17 protein-coding genes and 1 tRNA gene are annotated in these 19,732 nt (G+C 61.3%); 7 read left to right on the top strand and 11 right to left on the bottom strand.

What is annotated here, in order from left to right; genetic code table 11:
* Positions 1 to 12 precede the first annotated feature (12 nt).
* From DVK00_RS00680 to DVK00_RS22420, 3 genes are all read left to right on the top strand, one after another.
* Positions 13 to 1,986 (top strand): flippase activity-associated protein Agl23, encoded by a 1,974-nt coding sequence (locus DVK00_RS00680; RefSeq protein ID WP_121577094.1) that lies wholly within the window; start codon positions 13 to 15, stop codon positions 1,984 to 1,986.
* 25 nt (positions 1,987 to 2,011) lie between these two features.
* A complete protein-coding gene (locus tag DVK00_RS00675) occupies positions 2,012 to 3,157 on the top strand; it encodes a 5-(carboxyamino)imidazole ribonucleotide synthase (protein WP_101350474.1) in 1,146 nt (381 codons plus the stop codon).
* 221 nt (positions 3,158 to 3,378) lie between these two features.
* Complete coding sequence (locus DVK00_RS22420; RefSeq protein ID WP_394337657.1) at positions 3,379 to 3,666, top strand: plastocyanin/azurin family copper-binding protein; 288 nt, start codon at positions 3,379 to 3,381, stop codon at positions 3,664 to 3,666.
* A 186-nt stretch (positions 3,667 to 3,852) separates the two neighbouring features.
* Here DVK00_RS22420 and DVK00_RS00665 read toward each other — a convergent pair whose 3' ends face one another.
* Genes DVK00_RS00665 through DVK00_RS00650 form a run of 4 tightly spaced genes read right to left on the bottom strand, consistent with a single transcriptional unit; the run spans position 3,853 to position 6,306 of the window.
* Complete coding sequence (locus DVK00_RS00665; RefSeq protein WP_053969003.1) at positions 3,853 to 4,494, bottom strand: 30S ribosomal protein S3ae; 642 nt, start codon at positions 4,492 to 4,494, stop codon at positions 3,853 to 3,855.
* Positions 4,487 to 4,717: a KEOPS complex subunit Pcc1 gene (locus DVK00_RS00660; RefSeq protein WP_004518217.1), complete on the bottom strand. Its 231-nt coding sequence runs from the start codon at positions 4,715 to 4,717 to the stop codon at positions 4,487 to 4,489. The genes DVK00_RS00665 and DVK00_RS00660 overlap by 8 nt, the downstream gene beginning before the upstream one ends.
* Positions 4,714 to 5,835, bottom strand: coding sequence for a hypothetical protein (locus tag DVK00_RS00655; protein ID WP_121577093.1), 1,122 nt, complete (start codon positions 5,833 to 5,835; stop codon positions 4,714 to 4,716). The genes DVK00_RS00660 and DVK00_RS00655 overlap by 4 nt, the downstream gene beginning before the upstream one ends.
* Complete coding sequence (locus DVK00_RS00650) at positions 5,836 to 6,306, bottom strand: 30S ribosomal protein S15 (RefSeq protein WP_004957060.1); 471 nt, start codon at positions 6,304 to 6,306, stop codon at positions 5,836 to 5,838. It abuts the gene before it with no gap.
* A 292-nt stretch (positions 6,307 to 6,598) separates the two neighbouring features.
* Here DVK00_RS00650 and DVK00_RS00645 point away from each other — a divergent pair, with 292 nt between their 5' ends.
* Together DVK00_RS00645 and DVK00_RS00640 are read left to right on the top strand one after the other, a co-directional pair.
* The gene (locus DVK00_RS00645) at positions 6,599 to 8,317 is read left to right on the top strand and encodes a hypothetical protein (protein ID WP_232794465.1); all 1,719 of its coding nucleotides are present in this window, start codon (positions 6,599 to 6,601) and stop codon (positions 8,315 to 8,317) included.
* Between the two features lie 147 nt (positions 8,318 to 8,464).
* Positions 8,465 to 10,189 carry a polymer-forming cytoskeletal protein gene (locus DVK00_RS00640; RefSeq protein WP_121577092.1) on the top strand — a complete coding sequence of 575 codons (1,725 nt, stop codon included), beginning with the start codon at positions 8,465 to 8,467 and terminating at the stop codon, positions 10,187 to 10,189.
* Between the two features lie 8 nt (positions 10,190 to 10,197).
* Here the strand turns inward: DVK00_RS00640 and DVK00_RS00635 are convergent, their stop codons facing one another.
* Genes DVK00_RS00635 through DVK00_RS00615 form a run of 5 tightly spaced genes read right to left on the bottom strand, consistent with a single transcriptional unit; the run spans position 10,198 to position 13,529 of the window.
* The gene (locus tag DVK00_RS00635) at positions 10,198 to 10,938 is read right to left on the bottom strand and encodes a hypothetical protein (RefSeq protein WP_101350469.1); all 741 of its coding nucleotides are present in this window, start codon (positions 10,936 to 10,938) and stop codon (positions 10,198 to 10,200) included.
* A complete protein-coding gene (locus DVK00_RS00630) occupies positions 10,931 to 11,374 on the bottom strand; it encodes a hypothetical protein (protein WP_121577091.1) in 444 nt (147 codons plus the stop codon). The genes DVK00_RS00635 and DVK00_RS00630 overlap by 8 nt, the downstream gene beginning before the upstream one ends.
* Positions 11,364 to 12,347, bottom strand: a complete 984-nt coding sequence (locus DVK00_RS00625) for a hypothetical protein (protein WP_101350467.1) — start codon at positions 12,345 to 12,347, stop codon at positions 11,364 to 11,366. Before DVK00_RS00625 ends, DVK00_RS00630 begins: the two co-directional genes overlap by 11 nt.
* Complete coding sequence (locus DVK00_RS00620; RefSeq protein WP_101350466.1) at positions 12,335 to 12,922, bottom strand: hypothetical protein; 588 nt, start codon at positions 12,920 to 12,922, stop codon at positions 12,335 to 12,337. Before DVK00_RS00620 ends, DVK00_RS00625 begins: the two co-directional genes overlap by 13 nt.
* A 1-nt stretch (position 12,923) precedes the next feature.
* On the bottom strand, positions 12,924 to 13,529 hold the full coding sequence (locus DVK00_RS00615; protein ID WP_101350465.1) for a hypothetical protein: 606 nt from the start codon (positions 13,527 to 13,529) through the stop codon (positions 12,924 to 12,926).
* Between the two features lie 210 nt (positions 13,530 to 13,739).
* Here DVK00_RS00615 and DVK00_RS00610 point away from each other — a divergent pair.
* Positions 13,740 to 13,811: transfer RNA gene (locus tag DVK00_RS00610), tRNA-Ala, on the top strand.
* Positions 13,812 to 14,329: 518 nt separating this feature from the next.
* The gene (locus DVK00_RS00605; protein ID WP_121577090.1) at positions 14,330 to 18,133 is read left to right on the top strand and encodes a CARDB domain-containing protein; all 3,804 of its coding nucleotides are present in this window, start codon (positions 14,330 to 14,332) and stop codon (positions 18,131 to 18,133) included.
* A gap of 183 nt (positions 18,134 to 18,316) precedes the next feature.
* On the opposite strand, the gene rpl12p is transcribed toward DVK00_RS00605, so the two are convergent.
* Together rpl12p and DVK00_RS00595 are read right to left on the bottom strand one after the other, a co-directional pair.
* The gene (rpl12p, locus tag DVK00_RS00600) at positions 18,317 to 18,664 is read right to left on the bottom strand and encodes a 50S ribosomal protein P1 (RefSeq protein ID WP_121577089.1); all 348 of its coding nucleotides are present in this window, start codon (positions 18,662 to 18,664) and stop codon (positions 18,317 to 18,319) included.
* Positions 18,665 to 18,681: 17 nt separating this feature from the next.
* Entirely contained in the window at positions 18,682 to 19,731 is a 1,050-nt protein-coding gene (locus tag DVK00_RS00595) for a 50S ribosomal protein L10 (protein WP_121513069.1), read from the bottom strand.
* Position 19,732: the final 1 nt, after the last annotated feature.

The following is a 19,732-nucleotide window of genomic DNA, read 5'->3' as shown; positions in this document are numbered from 1 at the left end:
CTTGAGCCAGGTATGGCTGAGCCGTCCCTGCCGTCCGCCCTCCGCGATGTCCGGGACCGGAGCCGGTCCTGGTTCGCGGACGACCCCCGCGCGACCGTGAAGGTCGTCGTCGTCGCGACGCTTCTCGGTCTCGTCCTCAGAGTCGCAGCACTCGGGAGCCGCGTCGCCCATTTCGACGAAGGCCGCGTGGCCTACTGGGCGCTCCATCTCCGCGATTCCGGGTCGTTCGCCTACCGATACATCATCCACGGTCCGTTCATCCAGCACGTCGATAGCTGGGTGTTCACCCTCGCCGCGCCGACCGATTTCACGATGCGGCTCCCAGTCGCGATTGTCGGTGGCCTGCTTCCGCTGACAGCGCTGCTCTTTCGCCGACACCTCCGGTCCGACGAGACAGTCTTCATGGCCGCCTTTCTCGCACTCAATCCAGTTCTCCTGTACTTCTCGCGGTTTATGCGTAGCGACGTGCTGGTCGCGGCGTTCATGTTCACCGCCTTCGGCCTGCTCGTCCGGTTTGTCGACACCCGGAAGGCGCGCTATCTCTACGGCTCCGGGGCGTTCATGGCATTCGGATTCGCCTCGAAGGAGAACGCTATCGTCTACGTACTGACGTGGCTCGGCGCGACCGGCCTCCTGCTGGCGAAGGTACTCGTGCTCCCGAACGGCTACCGCGACGCCGCCGCCTTCCTCCGAACCGTCCCGAGTATCGGTGCCATCTGGGGCCGCGTCGCTGGTCGCGTTCGGGCGGACGTCGGGCTTGTCGCCACCACCGTCCGCTCGTTCCGCGACCGCCACGACAGCGCCGCCTCCGTCCTCGCGGCGTACGCGAGTCATATCGTCCTCGCCGCGCTGGTGTTCGGCCTCATCTCGCTGTTCTTCTATGCGCCCCGCGGCGCTGGTGTCGCCGGTATCGAACATCCGCCAGCACCGGCCGCCAGCGGCGACATAAACTTCTGGTCCGGCGTGACGAACCCATCGCTGTTCCCGGAGCTCGTCCAGACCACCTGGGAGCGCGTCGCTGACCAGTACAGCGAGTGGTTCTCGCCGGCCTCGGAGAAAGCCACGACCACTGAAACGGGCCTCGTCGCGTCTATCGAGACGTTCTACGAGAGTGTCGACGGTCACTACGAGGTACTGCTGAAAGCGCTGGGCTACACTGCGGCACCGCTGCTCCTGTTCTCGGTCTTCGGGTACGCGGTCGACCGACTGGGAATCGTCGAGCCGCGTCACCTCATCCCGTTCGCGGCCTACGGCGGCTACGTCTCGATTCTGGGCTACCCCATCGGGACCGACATCGGCGCGCCGTGGCTCGCCGTCCACGTCGTCGTCCCGCTGTCGATTCCAGCCGCCGTCGGGTTCGCCGCCGTTGTCCGATGGGGGAACGAATCGCTGTCGGCTGACGACGTGACCGGCGCTGTCATCGCCGCCGCCATCGTTCTGCTCGTCACTGTACTCGTCGTCAACACGAGCGCAACGCGGGTGTATACAAACGAGCATCTGGAGGAGAACTCGCTGGTCCAGTACGCTCAGCCACAGGAGTCGCTCCGTGCGGATCTGGCCGAGATGGACCGGATCGCGACGGCCAACGGGAACGGCACCGATGTAGTGATGTATCACGGGGAGCGCGGCGATGCATACGACGGCGACGACGCGTACGTCAAGGAAGACCGCGGTGAGTGGAACGACTCGTGGTGGAACACCAGACCGACCTGCCTGCAGTGGCACAACTCGCTGCCGCTGCCGTGGTACTACGCGGCCGACGACGTGAACGTCTCGTGTGAGAACCGGCCCGACATGCTCGTCGAGCAGGCGGAGAGTGACCAGCCGCCGATAATCATCACCCAGCGGATTGACAGCACGGTCCCTGACGAACAGCTCGAAGCCGCCGGGTACGCGCCCAAGACCCACCGGATGCGAACGAAATACAGCTCGAACGACATGACAGTGTGGGTCCACGAGTCCTACGGCCGAGAACCGAACCGTTAACCCTGCTGCTGTGGAAGCGCGCGGTATGACGCTCACGTCACCAGGGCCGACCGTCGGCGTGGTCGGCGGTGGCCAGCTCGGCCGGATGCTGGGCGAGGCGGCCGCGCCGCTTGGCCTCGAACTGCTCGTGACCGACCCGACGCCGGACTGCCCGGCCGCGTCGGTCGTCCGCGACCAGCTCGTCGGGGATTTCGACGAGGCGGCGACCCTGCGGGAACTCGCTGAGCGCGCCGATTACCTCACCTTCGAGATTGAACTCGCCGACCCGGACGTGCTCGAACGGGTCGCTGAGGAGACAGGGACGCCGGTACATCCCGCTCCCGAGACGCTCCGGACGATTCAGGACAAACTCGTCCAGAAGCGCCGGCTCTCGGAGGCCGGCGTTCCAGTCCCCGAGTTCCGCGCCGTCGACACCGCTGACGACCTCCGGGAGGCCTGTGCGGAACTGGGCTACCCTGCGATGCTCAAGGCCCGGACCGGCGGCTACGACGGTCGCGGAAACATCCGCGTCGAGGGGCCGGAGACTGTTGAGGACGCTATCGACGACATCGCCGGTCCCGCGATGGTCGAGGAGATGGTCGACTTCGAGCGGGAACTGGCGGTCATGGGCTGTCGCGGCGTGGACGAGCGGGACACGTTCCCGGTCACCGAGACTATCCACCGCGAGGAAATACTCCGGGAGTCGGTCGCGCCGGCACGGGCGTCGGACGCTGTTCGTGAGCGCGCGCGTGGAGTGGCTCACGACGTGCTCGACGTGATGGACGGCCGCGGCGTGTTCGGCATCGAACTGTTCGAGACGACCGACGGCGAGATTTTGCTCAACGAAATCGCGCCCCGGCCCCACAACTCCGGGCACTGGACCATCGAGGGGTGTCACACCTCGCAGTTCGAGCAACACCTGCGGGCCGTCACCGGCCAGCCGCTGGGGTCGACCGACCAGCGGTTCCCGACCGTCTCGACGAACATCCTCGGCGACGTTGCGGAACGGCAGCCGGCAGAGTTGGAGGGGGAAGACGGCGTGCTGGCGACGCCCCGAGCACATCTGCACTGGTACGGCAAGCGCGAGGTGTACGCCCTCCGGAAGATGGGCCACGTGACGCTGACCGCCGACGACCGCGACGGCCTGCTCGACGATGCCCGCGAACTCCGTGACGGATTGACCTTCGAGTGACCGCCGCCGGCTGATTCGTGGTCCAAAACCGAGCGGTCTTTGACTCTGCGGTCCTGAGTCGCGGTATGGAGCGACGGGATTTTCTCCGTGCGGCCGGCCCGGCGGCAGTCGCAGGGCTCGCCGGTTGCCTCGGCGGTGGGAGCGCTGACACCGACTACGACGTGGGGATGTCCGCGAAGGCGTTTCGCCCGGTTCGCATCGCTGTCGAACCAGGAACGACTGTGCGGTGGCTCAACACGAGCAAACAGGGCCACTCGGTCACGGCCTACGAAGACGAGATCCCAGACGAGGCGGACTACTTCGCCTCCGGCGGCTTCGACACTGAACAGGCCGCCCGCGACAACTGGGGGAGTTCCTCTGGCGGGACGATGTACGAGGGCCAGGATTTCACCCACACCTTCGAGGTACTCGGCGAGTACGCCTACTTCTGCATCCCGCACGAGCGGGCCGGGATGGTCGGAACCGTCGTTGTAACCGAAAATCCAGAAACGGCGACGACCGGCGAGTAGCATCGCTGTCGCTTTTTCGGAGCTTCTCTCGTCTGTGCTGGGTGTGTCGTCTGTGCGCTGTTTTGCGGTAGCGGTCGCTAACTCCGACCGTCGGCAACAGCGTCACAGGAGAGGGGCAGGTCCGCTGCGTCGCTGTGAATCGGTCTCTTACTGCGGCAGAAAAATCGACCGTTGGTGCTGGAACGTCTAGGCTTCGACGTCGACGTCCTCTTCGTCCACGTCGACGGCCGTCTCCTCTTCCGCGGCGACTTCTTCGGGGCGCGCTTCGAGCGTTGTCTTCTTGATTTCGACGCGTCGGAGCGGGTAGATGTCCTTGGCCTCGCCGTAGATGGCCGAGGAGAGACGCCCTTCGACGACGCTGTCGACGAGCTCCTCGAAGGTTCGGTCTTCGGCCGTCTCGCGAACGAGGTCGATCATCGTCCGGCGGATGGCCTTCTCCTGGGAGGCATCGGCCTTCTTCGTCGTCACGGCGACCGGCTGGACCTGGACGCGGTAGTCGTCTGTGGTCAGCACGGTGATGTAGGCCTCGACCTTCGAGGAGCCGCGGCGGACGAGCGAGCGGAGGTAGTCCCGCGTGAGTTCGTGGCGGATGAACTCCGTGTACGCCGAGTCTGAGGCGACCTCGTTGATCTTGAAGGTTAGCTTCGTGTTGTTCTCGCTGGCGTCGTTGGTCAGTTCGCCGAGCGTTGTTTCGATGGTGCGTCCGAGCACCTTGTCCGGTTCGTCTGCCGGTGTCTTACCGAGAACCTCCCGGTCGAACTGCTCGGGAGCCTGCACGGTGTACCACCGTTTCTGTTCTGTGCGCTTGGAAACGCTTCGTTCACTCATGGTTGGATTGTGTGTGTTGGTCTGCGAGCTGTGCTGCAACCCGGATGTTGACGACGTAGTCGTCGACGGTCGCCTGCAGGCCGCCGGTCGAATCGCGCTCGACGGTCGTGACCACGGCGTCGCCCTCGACGCGTGTGGTCATCTCGTCGGTGTTGTCCGGCCGCACCGCGCGTGCGACGCGTTCGGGCGAGTCGTGTGTCGTCCGAATCTCGGCCCGTCTCATACTGCCTCCCGAAACGCTTCGATGAAGTCGGCCGTCGAGGCGTCGAACCGGGCGCGTGCCCGGTCGCCCGTCCCGACGGCGTCGCCGCCGACAGCGTCGGCGGCCGCGCGCATCGTTTCTGTCACGTCCTGCCCGTCCGTGGCGCGGGCTGCGGCCCGGCCGTCGGTAACAACGAGCGTCACCGGTTCTGGTGCGCGATAGTCCGCGAACAGACGGGCGACGGTGCCGGTCGGCATCGCGTCGCCGCGGGCGACGAACAGGCCGTCGTACCGGCCTGTGGCCGCCTCGGACACTGCTTCATGGGCGCGCGCGGCGTGTGTCCGCCACGCGGCCAGCGCGTCATCGTGGACAGCCTCGTGGCCGAGCGCGAGCGCGACGCCGGTGCCCGGCTGTTCGCGGGCGACGGCGTCGAGCACGTCGGCGTAGCCGCCGACCGTCTCGAAGGGGCCGCCCGTCGTCGGGCGGAGCGCGCGCTGGACCGTCTCAGCGGCCCGGGGCGGTGCATCTTCGGTGACAGCTAACGCGACCAGCGACGCGAGGCGTCGGTGGTCGTCTGTCGAGAGATCACCGGCTTGCACCGAATCCGAGCCGAGGCCCAGTTCGGTGAGTTCGGCCCGCACTGTGTCGGCGTCGCCCGAGAAAGGCGCGACGAACAGCGTCGAGTAGGCCAGCCCGTCCGCGAGGTCCGCTGTCGGAACGGCGACGCCGGGTCGGCGTTCCAGTCCGGCCTGCTCGGCGGCTTCGGCAACAGTCCCGTCAACGTCCCCGGCGGCAATCGTGCCAGCCAGGGCGAGCGCGGCGTCGGCCGTGCCGAGTTCGCGAGCGGTCTCGAAGGCAGTCGCGGCGGCGCGGTCGGTCAGCGTCACGTCGGCGGTCGGCTGCGTGCGACCGATGGCGACAGTGATGTCGGTCTCGGTGGTCCGGTCGGGGTCCTCGAACGGGCGGACGACGCTCGCCTGGAACGGCGTGTCATCGAGCGCCCGCGCCAGCAGGCCGGTCGAAGCCAGCGCCTCGCCGGTCGCATCGCTGACGAGGCGAACGAACGTGGCCTCACGTAGCGACCCGGCGAGGTCACTGGGCGACGTGGCTGGCGTCGGTTCCCGACCGGTCGCCGACATCTATTCGAGACCCAGCGCTTCGACGGCGTTGTCGTAGCTGTAGGTGAAGTCCTCGTCGACCTCGTCGCCGCGGTAGTAGTCGATGAGGCGTCGGATCTTCGACTGCGTGTTCTGGAGCGCACGCTTGTTCTGGTAGTCACCGGGGTTCTCGTCCATGTGGTCGCGAAGGCGGACGGCCCGTTCGAGCAGGTTCCGAAGGTCCTCCGGCAGGTCCGGTTCGGCTTCGTTCTCCTCGAGAATCTCGGTGACTTTCTTGCCGGTCGCGAGCGAGACGTCAGGGATCGGCGTGCCCTGAACGCCCTCGTCGCGCAGCTTCAGGCCGATCTCGCTGGGCGAGTGGCCCTGTTCGGCCAGTTCGACGACGCGCGCTTCGATGGCGTCCTCGTCGACGTCACTCCACTCCGGGGGTTCGTCTGCCGCCGGTTTGTCCGAGTCGGACGAACCGCGACGGCGTGTATGCATTCGTGCCATTGTAATCTGGTTGGAACCGCACGAACCGCTCTCGTTACGAGGCGTATTGGCACTGTACAGTGCCGAACACGGCCGCAATCCCGAGCTGTGAAAGGCCACAGCGAGTCAGATTTGCGGTCGTGCTGTTCCCATCTCCCTGTCTGAGAGGGCGCGACTAAACCGTTCCGCTTCCCGGTCGCGCCTCGAAGCAGCGATGCCGCTCACGAGTCGACACTGCAACGACCCGCACAGTATTACAATTGATAACTTGCCCCGCTGTTTTAAATCATTTGCTGCGGTAATTGTGCGTAGTATGGGTAGCGCTGGGCTGAGCCTCGGGACTCGCGGCCAGAGTGCTCCGCTCGGGCTAGCACTGGTTTTTGCGGTGATGATTGTGTCGACGACGGCGGTCGTCGCGCTGGGTGCGGACGCGATCACGAGCACACAAACGCAACTCGATGTGGAGCGAACCGAAAAGTCACTGACGGAACTCAATTCCAAAACCGCGCTCGTAGCACTGGGACAGACGGATGTCCAGCAAGTCACCCTTCCCGCGAGTGGTTCGAGTACCTATTACATCGACGGGAGCGCCGGGTGGATGAACGTCTCCTATCGGAACACAACGTCCGGGAACCGGACGACTGTAGTCAACGAGTCGATGGGCGAGGTGGCCTACCGCGGCAACGGTGCGACGCGACTCGCGTATCAGGGCGGTGGCGTCTGGCGGTCGACCGGCGACGGTCGATCAGTGATGGTGTCACCGCCCGAGTTCCACTACCGGGACGCGACGCTGACGCTCCCGCTCGTGACGGTGAGTGGGTCCGGGGCACTCAGAGACAGCGCATCTATCTCACATAACGCTTCGAAACAGTACTGGCCCAACAAATCAGCGGGGGCAGTGAATCCGCTCGAGTCGGGAAAAGTCGAGGTTCGGGTACAGAGTGAGTACTACCGGGCGTGGGGACAGTATTTCGAGACGCGGACCGACGGCTCGGTCGATTACAACCACAGCAGTAACATTGTCACCCTCGAGTTGCTCGTCCCTGCGACCAATCCGCCAGTACAGGGCGGGATCGTCGCTGGGACACCCGGGACATCAATGACAATCAAAAACAATGCCGAGGCAGATAGCTACAACTCCTCGGTGGGTCCGTACAGTGGGTTCCCCGACAGCTCGAATTCGCGAATCATCTCTGCTGGCGATGTCGATGTGGAGAACAATGCCATCATTGAGGGAGACCTCGAATCCGGTGGCGACGTACAAATAAGCAATAACGGGGAAATCCGTGGCAACCTTTCTTACGGGGGGACAGCTAGCGGTGGCGGTTACCCTGGCGGTGTCAGTGGCTGGAGCGCACAGAACGCCTCAGTCACCGCACCCGACTCTGTTGAGCGCCTCATCGATACACGTCGGTCGAGTATCTCGTCGTCGAACGACAACGCCGACCCGAGTGTCGACATCGACAATAGCTCGAACAGGCTTGAGAACTGCGCGTCGACATGCGAACTGACGGCCGGTGACTACTTCCTCTCGGAAATCACACTCAACAGTGGTGAAAACGCTCGTATCGACACCTCCAGCGGCGATGTCAACATCGTCGTCAACGGAACGATCACGATACAGAACGACCAGCAAATAGCGGTCGTTGGCGGGAACAGAGTGAATGTCTACGTTGAAGGCGACTACTATCAACGGAACGGAGCACTCGTCACTGTCGAAGATGATAAAGCCCCGAACTTCTGGGTGTATACGAATCCCGACGCAGATGTCGAGTTCGATAACAACGCCGAGTTCACCGGCGTTATCTACGGTCCGAACGGACCGGACAACGATGGGGCGGACATAACACTCGATCAGAACGCCCACGTCTACGGCGGTGTTGTGGGTGACGTGACGTTTGTGTCGAACAACTACGGGATCCACTACGACGAGGCACTTCAGCGGACAGAGACAACGACGATTCCACAGGCAATCCCGTCTGTTACGTACGTCCACATCTCGACGAACGACGTCAACATCACATCCGGCTGATAGCCAACACGGTCGCCCACCGGATATCAGAATGGGTAGTATCCAAACTCGGACGATATTCAGTGCAGCCGACAGAGTCAGCCGCTGCGCGGTGGCTGCGATAATTCGGCCAGCAATCTTATCAGCTATGATAACTACTGTCGGATAATGCACTCCCCCAGGGGTCAGGAACGCGCACAATCCGCCCCGCTCGGGCTGATACTGGTCCTCAGTCTCGTCATCGTCGGTTCCAGCATCGTTGTCAGTCTAGGAGCGACAGCGCTGGTCGATACTGAGGCTGGGCTCGATGTCTCCCGGGCGGAGACGGGGATGACCCAACTGGACTCACAGGCGGCGCTGGTGGCACTTGGGAACGCTGACAGCCAGCAGGTATCGCTCGTCGGGACGGACAGATCCACGTACCGAACCAACAACACAGCGGGTCGGATGACAGTCAGTATCACCAACCACTCGGCTTCGCCCCCGACAACTGTCACGCTGATGGAGGAGGAACTCGGCGCGGTCGTCTACGAGAACGGGAACCAGAAAGTCGCCTATCAGGGCGGTGGCGTGTGGCGGCGCTCTGGCAGCGGCAGTGTCATGGTCTCACCGCCGGAGTTCTACTATCGCGACGCGACGCTGACGCTCCCGCTTATCACCGTCCGCGGTGACCGCTCGCTTGGCTCACAAGCCAGCATCTCAAAGAACGGCACGACGCAGGTGTACCCCGACCAGGCGGCCGGAAACGTCAATCCGCTAGATACCGGAACGGTCAATATCACCGTCGAGAGCGACTACTACCGGTCATGGGGGCGCTACTTCGAAGAGCGGACAGATGGCGACGCGTACTACGATCACGAAAACGACAGCGTGACCACGACACTAGTCGTGCCGACAGGGCCGCGAGAAGTGACGAGTGCCGTCGCGGCTACGTCCGCTGGCGGGCAGATTACGCTCTCCGGTAGTGGCACCGACCCCGCTCGAACGGACAGCTACAACTCGTCTGTCGGCGACTACTCGACATCACGAGGGTCGTTCGGAACGATCACCACAGCCGGTGACGTGTACGTGAAAGGGAACAGCGAGGTAGACGGCACTGTTCAGTCCGGTGACCGGGTCGAGGTCAAGGGTAGCGGCGTCGTTACCCGTGACGTGGAATACTCGACCACGAAGCACATCAAGGGCACTGTCAACGGCGATGTCAGACAGATTTCAGGCGTTGAGGGAGCCGGCGCTATCGACGGCCTGGTGACCCGGCGAGTCGCCAACGCAAGTGCCACCAATGACAACGGTGCGACCAGCAGCATTTCGGGCGACCAGCTCGCCGCCGGTGACCAGACGCTGGACGCGGGCACGTACTACTTGGAAGACCTGACGTTGGACAGTGAGACGCTGACGATTAACACAGGCGGTGACGACGTGACCATCGCCGTCCGAGACTACGTCTACATCGAGAACGGCGGACGGATCAAGGTGAACGGTGCCGGGAAAGTGCGTCTCTACGTCAAAGGCGAAGCTACGTCCGCCAGCGGCCACCACTTCCACATCTATCGTACCGGCAAGGTCGATGTCGATACCGCGCAGAACTCGACGCAGTTCTGGGTGTACGGCCAGTCGGACTTCGACGCCGTCATCGAAGGGGATACCGATACCCCGCAGTTCGAGGGCGTGATTTACGCACCCGCCGGCGGTGTCGGTGCCAGCAGTGTTTCGCTCAAAAAGGCAGAGCTGTACGGCGGCCTCGTCGCTGGGTCAGTCACGGTGGATAACGGCGGACTGGTCCATTACGACCGGGCGCTCAGAAACGAGCGAGCCGTCCCGAAGAACACGAACATCATCCGGCTGACGTACCTCCACGTCTCGGAGAACCGGATTAACGTGACCAGCGGATAGGCGATCCATTACTGGTCGATGTCAACCGCAATATCGTGGTAGACGACGTACGTCCGCTGGATGCCGCCGGACGACGTGAAGTTACACCAGCCGTTGGCCCCGCAGCTGAACCCTTCACTCTCGAAGTACGACTGCCAGAGTGCCTCACGCTGTGGGGTTGAGTCGACACTGACGTTGACGTGTTCGATGTTTCCACCGGTATCGGCGAACGACACGTTGCTGTCGCGGTGGGTTGTCCGGACGAGCACCGTCGAGCCGCCCAGGCTCTGCTGTTCACTGGCGGTCGTACCGACCACAGTGATGAGTGCGCGGTCGTCCGAGACGAGTATCGGCGGCGTTCGTTTCTGTACCCCACCGTCCCGGTTCGTCCGATACACTGCCCCGGCTTCGTATACGAGCGCTCGTTCCTGATTGCCGGCGTATATGATTGGGCGGATCTTCCATGTTCCGACGTCTTTGGGAGTGGTCCCGTCGTGGACTTGGACCGATATTGTCGTGTTTTCACCCGTCCTGAGCGATGCCTCACCGAGACTGACCTCCGTGGCACGGCTCGGTGCGCCCTGTTTGTGGAGGTCTGCGATGTTGTCCGAGAGCACGTCAAACGCCCGCTCAGCGTTCTCTATCTGCTCCGCATCCCGGGCGTTCTGTAACGCCCCCAGACCGCTCACCGAGACAAGAATTATCGAAGCTACAATGAGACTGAACACCAGAGCGAAGCTCAACACCTCGCTGACGGCGCGGTCAGCCATTTCGGACCTCCAGTTGCCCGCTCGATTCGTCGTAGAACACGGCTATTACACCGCCGTCAGCGGTGGAGTCTCCCAGGTCTGTCCAGGTTGTGAGTGACACAGTCACCGACACCTCCGGCGATGTCGATTCGAGCGTTAGTTCATCGGCGGCGGGGGCAATCGAGACCCGGTAGCCGGACCCACTCACCCGCGCCGGGAACGTGTGATTCAGCCGCGCAGTCGGGTCGGTGTCGGCAGCGACCACCAGCCGATCAATACGCCCGATGTCGGCGGCGACCTGCTGTCCGATGACTTCGAGCTCGTCTCTGATAACCTGCTCCTGCCGGTCCTCGACGAAGTTCCCGCCGGCAATGAGGAGGCCAGACACCAGAATCGAGGCGATGGCCAGGCTCAGCGTGTAGCTCAGCGTCGTCGAGACGGCGCGGTTACGACGCATCCGGCTCACCCGGGGCCACCCGTATCTTTGCCTCGTACCGTAAGTTCGAGGTGTCGTAGCGGTAGCGGACGGTCGTATTATAAATCGCGGTCGTGCTGAACGGCGACGCAGGTGCTGTATCGAGCGTGCTTGCTGGCGTGCTATCGCGGACGACCAGCGAGTAGTTCCCCCTGATCTGGTCGCCCGATTCGTACGTGATGTTGTACTCGTCACCGACACCGTGGGCGAACCGTCCGTCGAAACTCCCGCCCTGCAGCGCGAGGCACGGTTTGCTCTGCACTGTTCCGTCAGTCACGTCAATGTGGGCATACGGCTCCTCGATAGGGACGGTACACGTCTGTGTGCCGCTCGGTGTGTCGACTTCCACGTTTACGGTCCCACCGGGTCCGACATCCCCCCAGACCTGCATCGTCCATTTCGGGTTGCCACCGGTACCGTTCGCTGTGACAGCAAACGCGTCCGCAGAGTCCGTCGGGATGTCCGTCGCGTTGATGACGAACCCTCTGGTCGCGTTCGTGCCGTCACCCGGGCGAGTGACCCGCTCTCTGACCATCCAATCGGCACTCGGGGTCGCCTCACCGGATTCGAACAGTGACGTATCGTTCTGTGCGATCCGTGTGCCGTATGTCGGCGAACCGGTGAGTGTCGCGTTCACCAGTGCCCCGCTCGTGACCCGCTGTCGCTCCGTCTGTGTACTGACGGTCCGAACACTCTCACGCACACTGGCTTCGAGCGTCGTCTGCGTCGAGTAGTTGTACCTGTTCGCCGCGATAATGCCCCGCTCGACGTTCGCCTCTACAATTGCCCGCATCTCCAGTGCGTCGTTGCTCCCGGCGACCTCGCCCCGGCTGGCAAGGTTCTGCGTGTAAATCGCGGAGTTGACGACCAGCGCCAGCCCGATGAACGTCACCGCCAGGGCCAGGGCGGCGATGAGAATTATCTGTCCGCGGTCGTCGTCGTTCAGATGCGCCACGCGACCACCTCCACGCTGACCGTGTTGTAGACGTTCGTCCCGGTGTCCGAAACCGTATAATCGGTCGCCGGGTCACCAAGCCGTGTGCTGTTTCGCGTCCCATCCGCGTCTCGCAGATGGTCGTCGTCCATGAGCGTGATTGTGTGGCTGGCACGCACTGCGTTGTCGCTCGGCTCACCGCTGTAGATGTATCGAGTCGTGACGGTTCGCCCCTGCATATTCTGGAACCTGAGGTAGACGTTGTAAGCGATTCCTCGCTGGTCGAACGCACGCTCCAGCAACTCTCCGAACCGATTGTCCGGTGGCCCGTTCGTGTAATATTCCCGACCACCGGCCGTGTTATGGAACTGCGCCGTGCTGTTGTCCCAGTAGAGCACAGCCGGTTTTAACGCGTCCTCTGCCGCCGCCGAGGCGAGGACTCCGTGGCCGATTGCCTGCTGCTGGTTCTCGATGTGCTGGCTCGACGTACTCGCAGACAGCGGCGTCACCGCTGTCATCTGGAGGGCAAACACCAGGCTTGCCAGTAACAGCATTCCGCTGACGATGGCTTCGAGCGTGTGCGCCTGCGCACGCATGCTACCACATCACCACGCGTACTGTGACGTCCTGCCCGTTCAGCGATACCACTCGCAGCGCAGTGACCGACGCGTCGTTGTTTGTCGGCGGATTCCCGCCAGTCGTGAGTATCGTTCCGCAGCCACCACTGGCCGCAACGAGCTCCTCATCTGTTCCATCCCAACAGAGCGTTTCGTCGGTGGCTGCCGTTGCCGTCGCATTCCCCCGAATTGTGACGTTCACGTTCTCCAAAGCCGGATCAAGCCCAACCCGTTCTTCTGTACTCCCACCGGAGTCGTAGCCACATCCTGACGGTGGTGCGTTTCCAGCGAAGAACTCTCGCGTACAGTGTTCGTCCAGAACGTACGGCTGCTGTGGCGAACCAAGCATCCCCATTGTGAGGCCGTCGGCAACTCTGTCAGTCGTGACCGTCTCCTCCTGAACCCCTGCCGAAAACGGCGACAAAAGTCCCGGAATGAACAGGAAAATGAATATCAGGACGCTCAAAAACAAGCTCATACCGATTGCGAAGTCCAGTGTCGTCTGCCCGCGCTGGGGCCTTCCGATCCAGAGTGCCCGGGCGACACGACGGTTGGTAGACTGCGTCTCATTTTTCCTACGGTTCATAAGCCTGATTCACTGAACTGAGATTACTGTAGGGATGGTATCAGGCGTTATAACCATTGTGGCCGTACTGTAACTCCAATTACCAGATCTCCACGCACCCCTGGAAGTCGATGCAATACTGATCTGTTTGCGACCATGAGGCCGGTTCCCTATGTCCCGGTGCTTCGATGGGTTTAAGCAATCCCATCGGGAAGCAGATAATGCACACAAGGGCTCGTAGATCAGGGGTAGATCACTCCCTTGGCATGGGAGAGGCCCCGGGTTCAAATCCCGGCGAGTCCATCCTTATTGTGCTACTGTGGTTGAGGAGTTACCATGACTCTCAACGGGTCAACTGTGCAGCCAGGCAGATTTGATACCGGCCCAGATAAGCGAATTTACAACGCTGTTCGTAACAGTAAAGAACACGTACGGTCACCCACAAGGGCAGACCAGTAATCACACGTCTTTCTCCAATTAGAAGTTGCGTTTGCAGTCCTGGCTTCGCAGGTAGCGTCTAGTCCCCTCGGATGCAGGTACTGAGCAAACCAGAGTCTGTGTTGTTTGTGAAATTGTTATTGTCCACCACTTACGCTATCATGAGTGAAAATGGCACAGACAATAGCATATTGTCTTGGCTGATTGCCGAATAGTTGCTGTACATATTGTAATGCAAAGCAGGAGCGCCAGTCGTGTAGCGTGGGATTTGTGGTGGGTTGAGACTGTATGTGTGATAGTCATGCTTGGATGTCCGTGATAAATCTTCATTAATTTATATTGAAACAGTACATTTATGTGCAATAGTTGGTATGTATTTGAGTATGTTCGAGTGGGGCAGCCGGGGGGCTGGAGACCGGGGTGTATCGCACGTTCTGGGTGTGGTGTTGTTGGCGAGTGCAGTCATCATTGGTGCCATACTGATCGTTCAGGCGGGCCAGCAGACAATCGGAGATATCAACGACGACGCGAATGTCGAGCTCGCTGAGGAGGTGCTGCTGTCGGTCGATCAGAGCTTCCAGCGGTCAGATACCAGTGAGTCAGTTAAGCTTCCGGACCGGGTTCGGTCTGATGTCGCTGTGACGGACGACGCGACATACAGCCTGACGCTGAACCGTAACTCGACCTGTTCGACGGGGAATCGGACGTTGCAGACGCTTCAGTATCAGGAAAACGGCCAACAAGTTGGCTATCAAGGCGGAGGTGTATGGCGGATGACCGAGTCGGGCGCGACGATGTCGTCGCCCCCGGCCGTGAACTACGATAAAGGGGCGCTGTCAGTCTCGTTCGCGAATATCTCTGGGCACCAGATGGGGGGGAGTTCGGTCGCGATTCAATCGAACACGACGGCGAACCGATCACACGAAGCAGCACTTCAAACGGCGCTATTCACTGAGGCGACATACGAAGGCGTACGGAACGGCTCGTGGGACTCTTCTTCGCCGAGCACCACCTGTGCCCCGTCACAGGTCACCAACGCTACGTTGACAATCGAGAACAGCAGTTACGCTCGCGCGTGGGCGGACTGGGCACAGGACGCATACGACGACAAGTACGTCACGGTGACTCCGAATTCAGCGGAGCCGGGTGAGACCATCTATATTAACTTTGCACTTGGCAACGTGAGCGACCCGGTGTTCGAAGTACGGAACATGTCGGTGCAAGAAGACCCATCAGACGGTCAGAAAGCACTTGTGAATGCCACGATACGGAACTCTGGTGGTTTGCAAGACACCCAAGTGATCAGACTGAATCGGTCCGGGGCGGCAGATAATGCGACAGCCACGGTCACGCTTACTGGTGGCGATTCAGCTAGCGTGAGCAAGTCGATAGATGCCGACAGCGGTGTACACAACTTCACTGTGGCATCTGAGCAAGACGAAGCCTACGAGCTGGTCAACTACACGGCTGTGCCCGGATCACCGTCACTGAATATAACTAGTGTCTCGATCCCCGCAACAGCACGGCTCAATCAGGTCCCAGAAGCGAATGTCACAGTCGAAAACAACGGCAGTATGACAGCCGAACAGAGCGTCACGCTGCTGGTTAATGGCTCGGTGACCGCTACGCGGCACGTGACAGTCCATCCGGGCAACAGCCGGACAGTTGATTTTGGATCGGCGATGCCGACCGACGAGAACGGGACCTACGATATCGAGGTCACGACGGACGACGACACGTATTCGCAGTACAGCGACGACGGCCACTACTTCGTTGTCGGTGACGTCGGTGTCTTTGAGGTGACATCGGTTTCGCCACCGGGTGGGGTAAAGAGCGGTGACACAGTCACGATCGCGGCGACAGTCAAAAATACCGGCAATATCCGTAAGTCCGACGCCGTCAAAATACTCATCAAAAACGAGTCGAACACAAAGGTTGAATCGAAGGAGAAAACGCTCACGCTCAATGGAACCAACAGCGGTTCAGAAAAAGAGACGGTAACTCTCACTGGCGGTCCGCTCACTGCACCGTCATACAGTAATTACACCTACGTCGTCGAGACGCCGGACGACCGCAGTTATGGGACCTTCACTGTCGGCGGGTCGGCCCCACCAGTGTTCGATATCACTGGCCTCGGCGTCGACAACCCGGTCGAGCCAGAGAACAAGACCGAAGTCAGCTTCAATGTCACGAACACTGGGGGCAGAGAAGGCTCCCAGACGCTTCGCATCGGCAGAGACTGGGGAGCTGACAAGTCAACGGACGAACAGCTTGGCCCGGGAGAGAGTACGACGGTCACACAGACCGTTACAGCGCCGTCCGAAGATGGACTCTATCGAGTGAACTTTACCACTGAAAACCAGACTGCCTGGCGACTCCTAAACGTGCGGTCGAATACTGCGGTCGAGCGTGACGAGGGAGGGATGACAACCAACGAGCGGGTCAACGCAACAATCGAACTCAAGGGAGCTGAGCTTGAGGGTAGTAACGGCTATCAGATTACGCACACGAAAGTAGACATGGATCTGGTCGTCAACAATCAGTCCGGCGACCACGAGATTCCACTGTGGCGCGACGTGGGATACAGCTTCGAAGACGGCGATGTGAACGGCCCCTATGCCGAACGGCGGCTGATCAACGACGACTATTCGGACCCATATGAGTTCACCAAGACTTTCGAAGCGAATTCAAGCTTCTCCGTCACCGCCACATCCTACTATTGTTATGAAACGACGTATACGGACATTCGGTTCAAGATAGACGGCACGAACTACTACACCAAGAGATGCAGCAATCCAGGTGGGGTCCGAATTTCTACCGACGAAAGCAGCTCGAACGCAGACATATTGGCCGATGGAGAGGTGATTCCCGGCTACGGGCAGGCCGGCAAGGCACAGCGGAAACTCCGGGATATGCTTGGTGAGCAACGGCTCACCGCACTTGCGAACGGATCAGCGAGGCTAAACCTCGCTGACGGTGAATTTGTGTACCTGTATGAACTCTCACAAGATAACGCAAACCCCGAAAACGCATACGGTTACGGCGACCCCGACTACAACGACGCAGTGGTTATATTCAGAACCAACTCCATCGAGAATGAGGTTTTGGAGCCGAGATTCAGCTTCGTTGATGTTGATGTCCCCGCCCGTACCCCGAAGACAGATGACACGGAGGCAACGGTGACGGTCAAAAACGTCGGTACCGCCGCCGGTACCGCAGAGCTTACGCCTACCTTCGATGGAAGCACAGCCGAGACGCAGGATACGGAGATCGGGGTAAACGAAACGGCGCAGTTCAGCGTTGAGCTAGCGACTGCAAGTAAGACACCGGGGCAATCGTACCAGTACAGATTCAATCTCACGAACCCCAACCGCTCCGAGTCCGCTACTGGGAAGCAGTGGGGCGGAAATATCTACGTCGGCGACATTGACGAACAGTTCATGCAAGTCGACTCTGTGCGCGCCACGAGCGCAATCGACAACGACGAGTCTGCAAACGCTACGGTCAACGTCACGAACGTCGGAGGAGAAGGCGGAACCGCCGAAATCAAACTCTATGCAAAGAACACCGACGACGCGAGCCCGACGTTCGCAGTGTCTGACGCCGCGACAACCAACGTTCTCACAAGCAAAGAGACGAAGCAGGTGAACCTCAGCCTCCCGTCTGACCGCGGTAACTACACGTACTACGTCCAGACACGGAACAGCACCTCAGCAAAGCAGTCGTTTTTCGTTGGTCGGTCGAACGTCGTGGTAAACGACACACAGGGCATCAATATCGGCACACAGACATACAATACCGCCACACTCATTGAACGGAACGGCGGTGCAGAACGGGTCACCGTCGAAGTCCGCAATGAGGGGACCGTTGGCGACAAACGCGAGGTGAGCCTCACTGTCAAGAACAAGAGTGACGGCAGTACAGTGTACACAGGCACTGAGAACGTCACCGTGGGTAGCGGTGACCTTACCGGGACCGATGCGTATCCGGCGTGGGCTGGCTACGATACCGACCTCGATGCCGGATACTACACGTACGAAGTCACAGTGTACAACGACACGGCCAGTGGGTCGGTTGACGATACTGCGACGGGTGAAATCTACCTGAAGGAAGTCGACGAGAGTGGCGCAACCACGAACGACTCACCCATCTCGATTGACTCCGATACGATTAGGATCGGTAGCTAAGGCCGCAGCAGACCCGTTTTCGGTGTAATCAGACTCGTATGTCAGGCAGTACACGCTGGATTACAGCTCGGTCGTGGCTCAGCATACTTGTCCAATAGAGATACGGCTATCGGCGGGGTCAGTATTGACTCCTCTCACCGGTCGAGCGCACGCAAAGAAAAAACTGAGCTGTGTTGAACCGAGTTAGCCGAAGAGTTCGCCGAGGCCCTCACCGCTTGCCTCGTCGTCCTCGTCGTCATCGTCGTCGCCGCCGTCGTCGGCAGCCTCTTCTTCGGCTTCCTCGTCGGCCTCGTCGGCCTCGTCAGCGTCACCCTCGGCGGGTGCGGCCGCGCCACCGCTTGCCGGCACCGGTGCCGCTGCGGCCTGGTCGACGGCCTCCTCGATGTCGACGTCCTCGAGGGCGGCGACGAGGGCCTTGACGCGGGACTCCTCGACGTCGACGCCAGCGGCGTTGAGCACGTCGGTGAGGTTGTCTTCGTTGATTTCTTCGCCCGATTCGTTCAGGATGAGTGCAGCGTATACGTATTCCATTGTTGTAGTGTGAGTTGTTAGAACATCGCTCCGAGCGCGTCGCCGGCGTCTTCATCGTCGTCATCGTCGCCGTCGTCGGCCTCCTCGGCCGCGTCGTCGGCGTCGGCGTCGTCCTCGGATGCGGTGTCGTCGTCTTGATCGTCAGTCGGTTCCTCTGTCGCCACGTCGGCCTCGACGCCCTGGAGCTCCTCCGGGAGTGCCTCCTCGTCGTCGATCTGCGAGGCGAGCGCACGGACCTGTGCGTCGGCCTTGCTCACGAGGTCAGGCACGACCTCGGGGTCCTCGATGGCCGCCTGGAGCGCGAGGCTCTTGGCGTTGCCACGAGCGGACTGGAGCATCGTCGGGGCCGTCGTCGCGGTCGGGTAGTCGGCGTTGACCGAGAGATTGAACGCTCGGCCGGCAGCCGCCTGGATGTCGCTCCGGTACTCGTCGATGTCGAGTTCCAGTTCCTCGGGCTCGAACAGCACACCGTCGGCGAAGACGGCGCGGAGGTCGAGACCGACCTCCTTCGGTTCGATGCCGAGTTCGTTCAGCACATTCGCGAGTTCTTGGGAGACTTCCTCGCCGGTGTCAAGCACCGTCGAGTCGGAGAGGACCTGAATGGAGCCCTCCTGAATGCGTGCGTCGGCACCCACGCTCTGGAGTTCGCCGACGAACGGACCGGGGTCGACGCCCGTGTCGCCTTCCGGAATCACGATGTCGTTCGGGGCCACCTCGCCGGCACCGATGGGTGCGGGCGTTTTGGAGGCCTCGAGTTCCTGAAACAGCGAGAACGGGTTGTCGTCGGTTCCGATGAGCCCGACCTGCCCGGTGATGTAGCTGTTGAGGTCTTCGAGTCCGTCGTCGACTTCGTCGAGTGCACGCTCAAGCAGCGTGTTCCGGGAGACGCGGAGCTCGGCGGTCCCGTGCAGGTCACGTCGCATGTCCTGTAGCTGTCGGGACGGGATCCCGGCGATGTTGACGACGCCGACGCTCTCGTAGGACTCGATCATCTCTACGATGGCGTCGACCTCTTCCTGCTTCCACTCGGGAATGGTCTCGGTCTTGCGTTCGGATTCGGCGCTCATA

This window comes from Haloarcula sp. Atlit-47R (assembly GCF_003665985.1).
In the GTDB taxonomy this organism is placed as follows: domain Archaea; phylum Halobacteriota; class Halobacteria; order Halobacteriales; family Haloarculaceae; genus Haloarcula; species Haloarcula taiwanensis.
This window is presented reverse-complemented; position numbering and strand designations above follow the sequence as displayed.

Bases quoted from the DNA above. Each gene is read 5' to 3' on its own strand.
- DVK00_RS00680 (WP_121577094.1), top strand. From the start codon at position 13: ATGGCTGAGCCGTCCCTGCCGTCCGCCCTCCGCGATGTCCGGGACCGG.
- DVK00_RS00675 (WP_101350474.1), top strand. From the start codon at position 2,012: ATGACGCTCACGTCACCAGGGCCGACCGTCGGCGTGGTCGGCGGTGGC.
- DVK00_RS00665 (WP_053969003.1), bottom strand. From the start codon at position 4,494: ATGAGTGAACGAAGCGTTTCCAAGCGCACAGAACAGAAACGGTGGTAC.
- DVK00_RS00660 (WP_004518217.1), bottom strand. From the start codon at position 4,717: ATGAGACGGGCCGAGATTCGGACGACACACGACTCGCCCGAACGCGTC.
- DVK00_RS00655 (WP_121577093.1), bottom strand. From the start codon at position 5,835: ATGTCGGCGACCGGTCGGGAACCGACGCCAGCCACGTCGCCCAGTGAC.
- DVK00_RS00650 (WP_004957060.1), bottom strand. From the start codon at position 6,306: ATGGCACGAATGCATACACGCCGTCGCGGTTCGTCCGACTCGGACAAA.
- DVK00_RS00645 (WP_232794465.1), top strand. From the start codon at position 6,599: ATGGGTAGCGCTGGGCTGAGCCTCGGGACTCGCGGCCAGAGTGCTCCG.
- DVK00_RS00640 (WP_121577092.1), top strand. From the start codon at position 8,465: ATGCACTCCCCCAGGGGTCAGGAACGCGCACAATCCGCCCCGCTCGGG.
- DVK00_RS00635 (WP_101350469.1), bottom strand. From the start codon at position 10,938: ATGGCTGACCGCGCCGTCAGCGAGGTGTTGAGCTTCGCTCTGGTGTTC.
- DVK00_RS00630 (WP_121577091.1), bottom strand. From the start codon at position 11,374: ATGCGTCGTAACCGCGCCGTCTCGACGACGCTGAGCTACACGCTGAGC.
- DVK00_RS00620 (WP_101350466.1), bottom strand. From the start codon at position 12,922: ATGCGTGCGCAGGCGCACACGCTCGAAGCCATCGTCAGCGGAATGCTG.
- DVK00_RS00615 (WP_101350465.1), bottom strand. From the start codon at position 13,529: ATGAACCGTAGGAAAAATGAGACGCAGTCTACCAACCGTCGTGTCGCC.
- DVK00_RS00605 (WP_121577090.1), top strand. From the start codon at position 14,330: ATGTTCGAGTGGGGCAGCCGGGGGGCTGGAGACCGGGGTGTATCGCAC.
- rpl12p (WP_121577089.1), bottom strand. From the start codon at position 18,664: ATGGAATACGTATACGCTGCACTCATCCTGAACGAATCGGGCGAAGAA.
- DVK00_RS00595 (WP_121513069.1), bottom strand. From the start codon at position 19,731: ATGAGCGCCGAATCCGAACGCAAGACCGAGACCATTCCCGAGTGGAAG.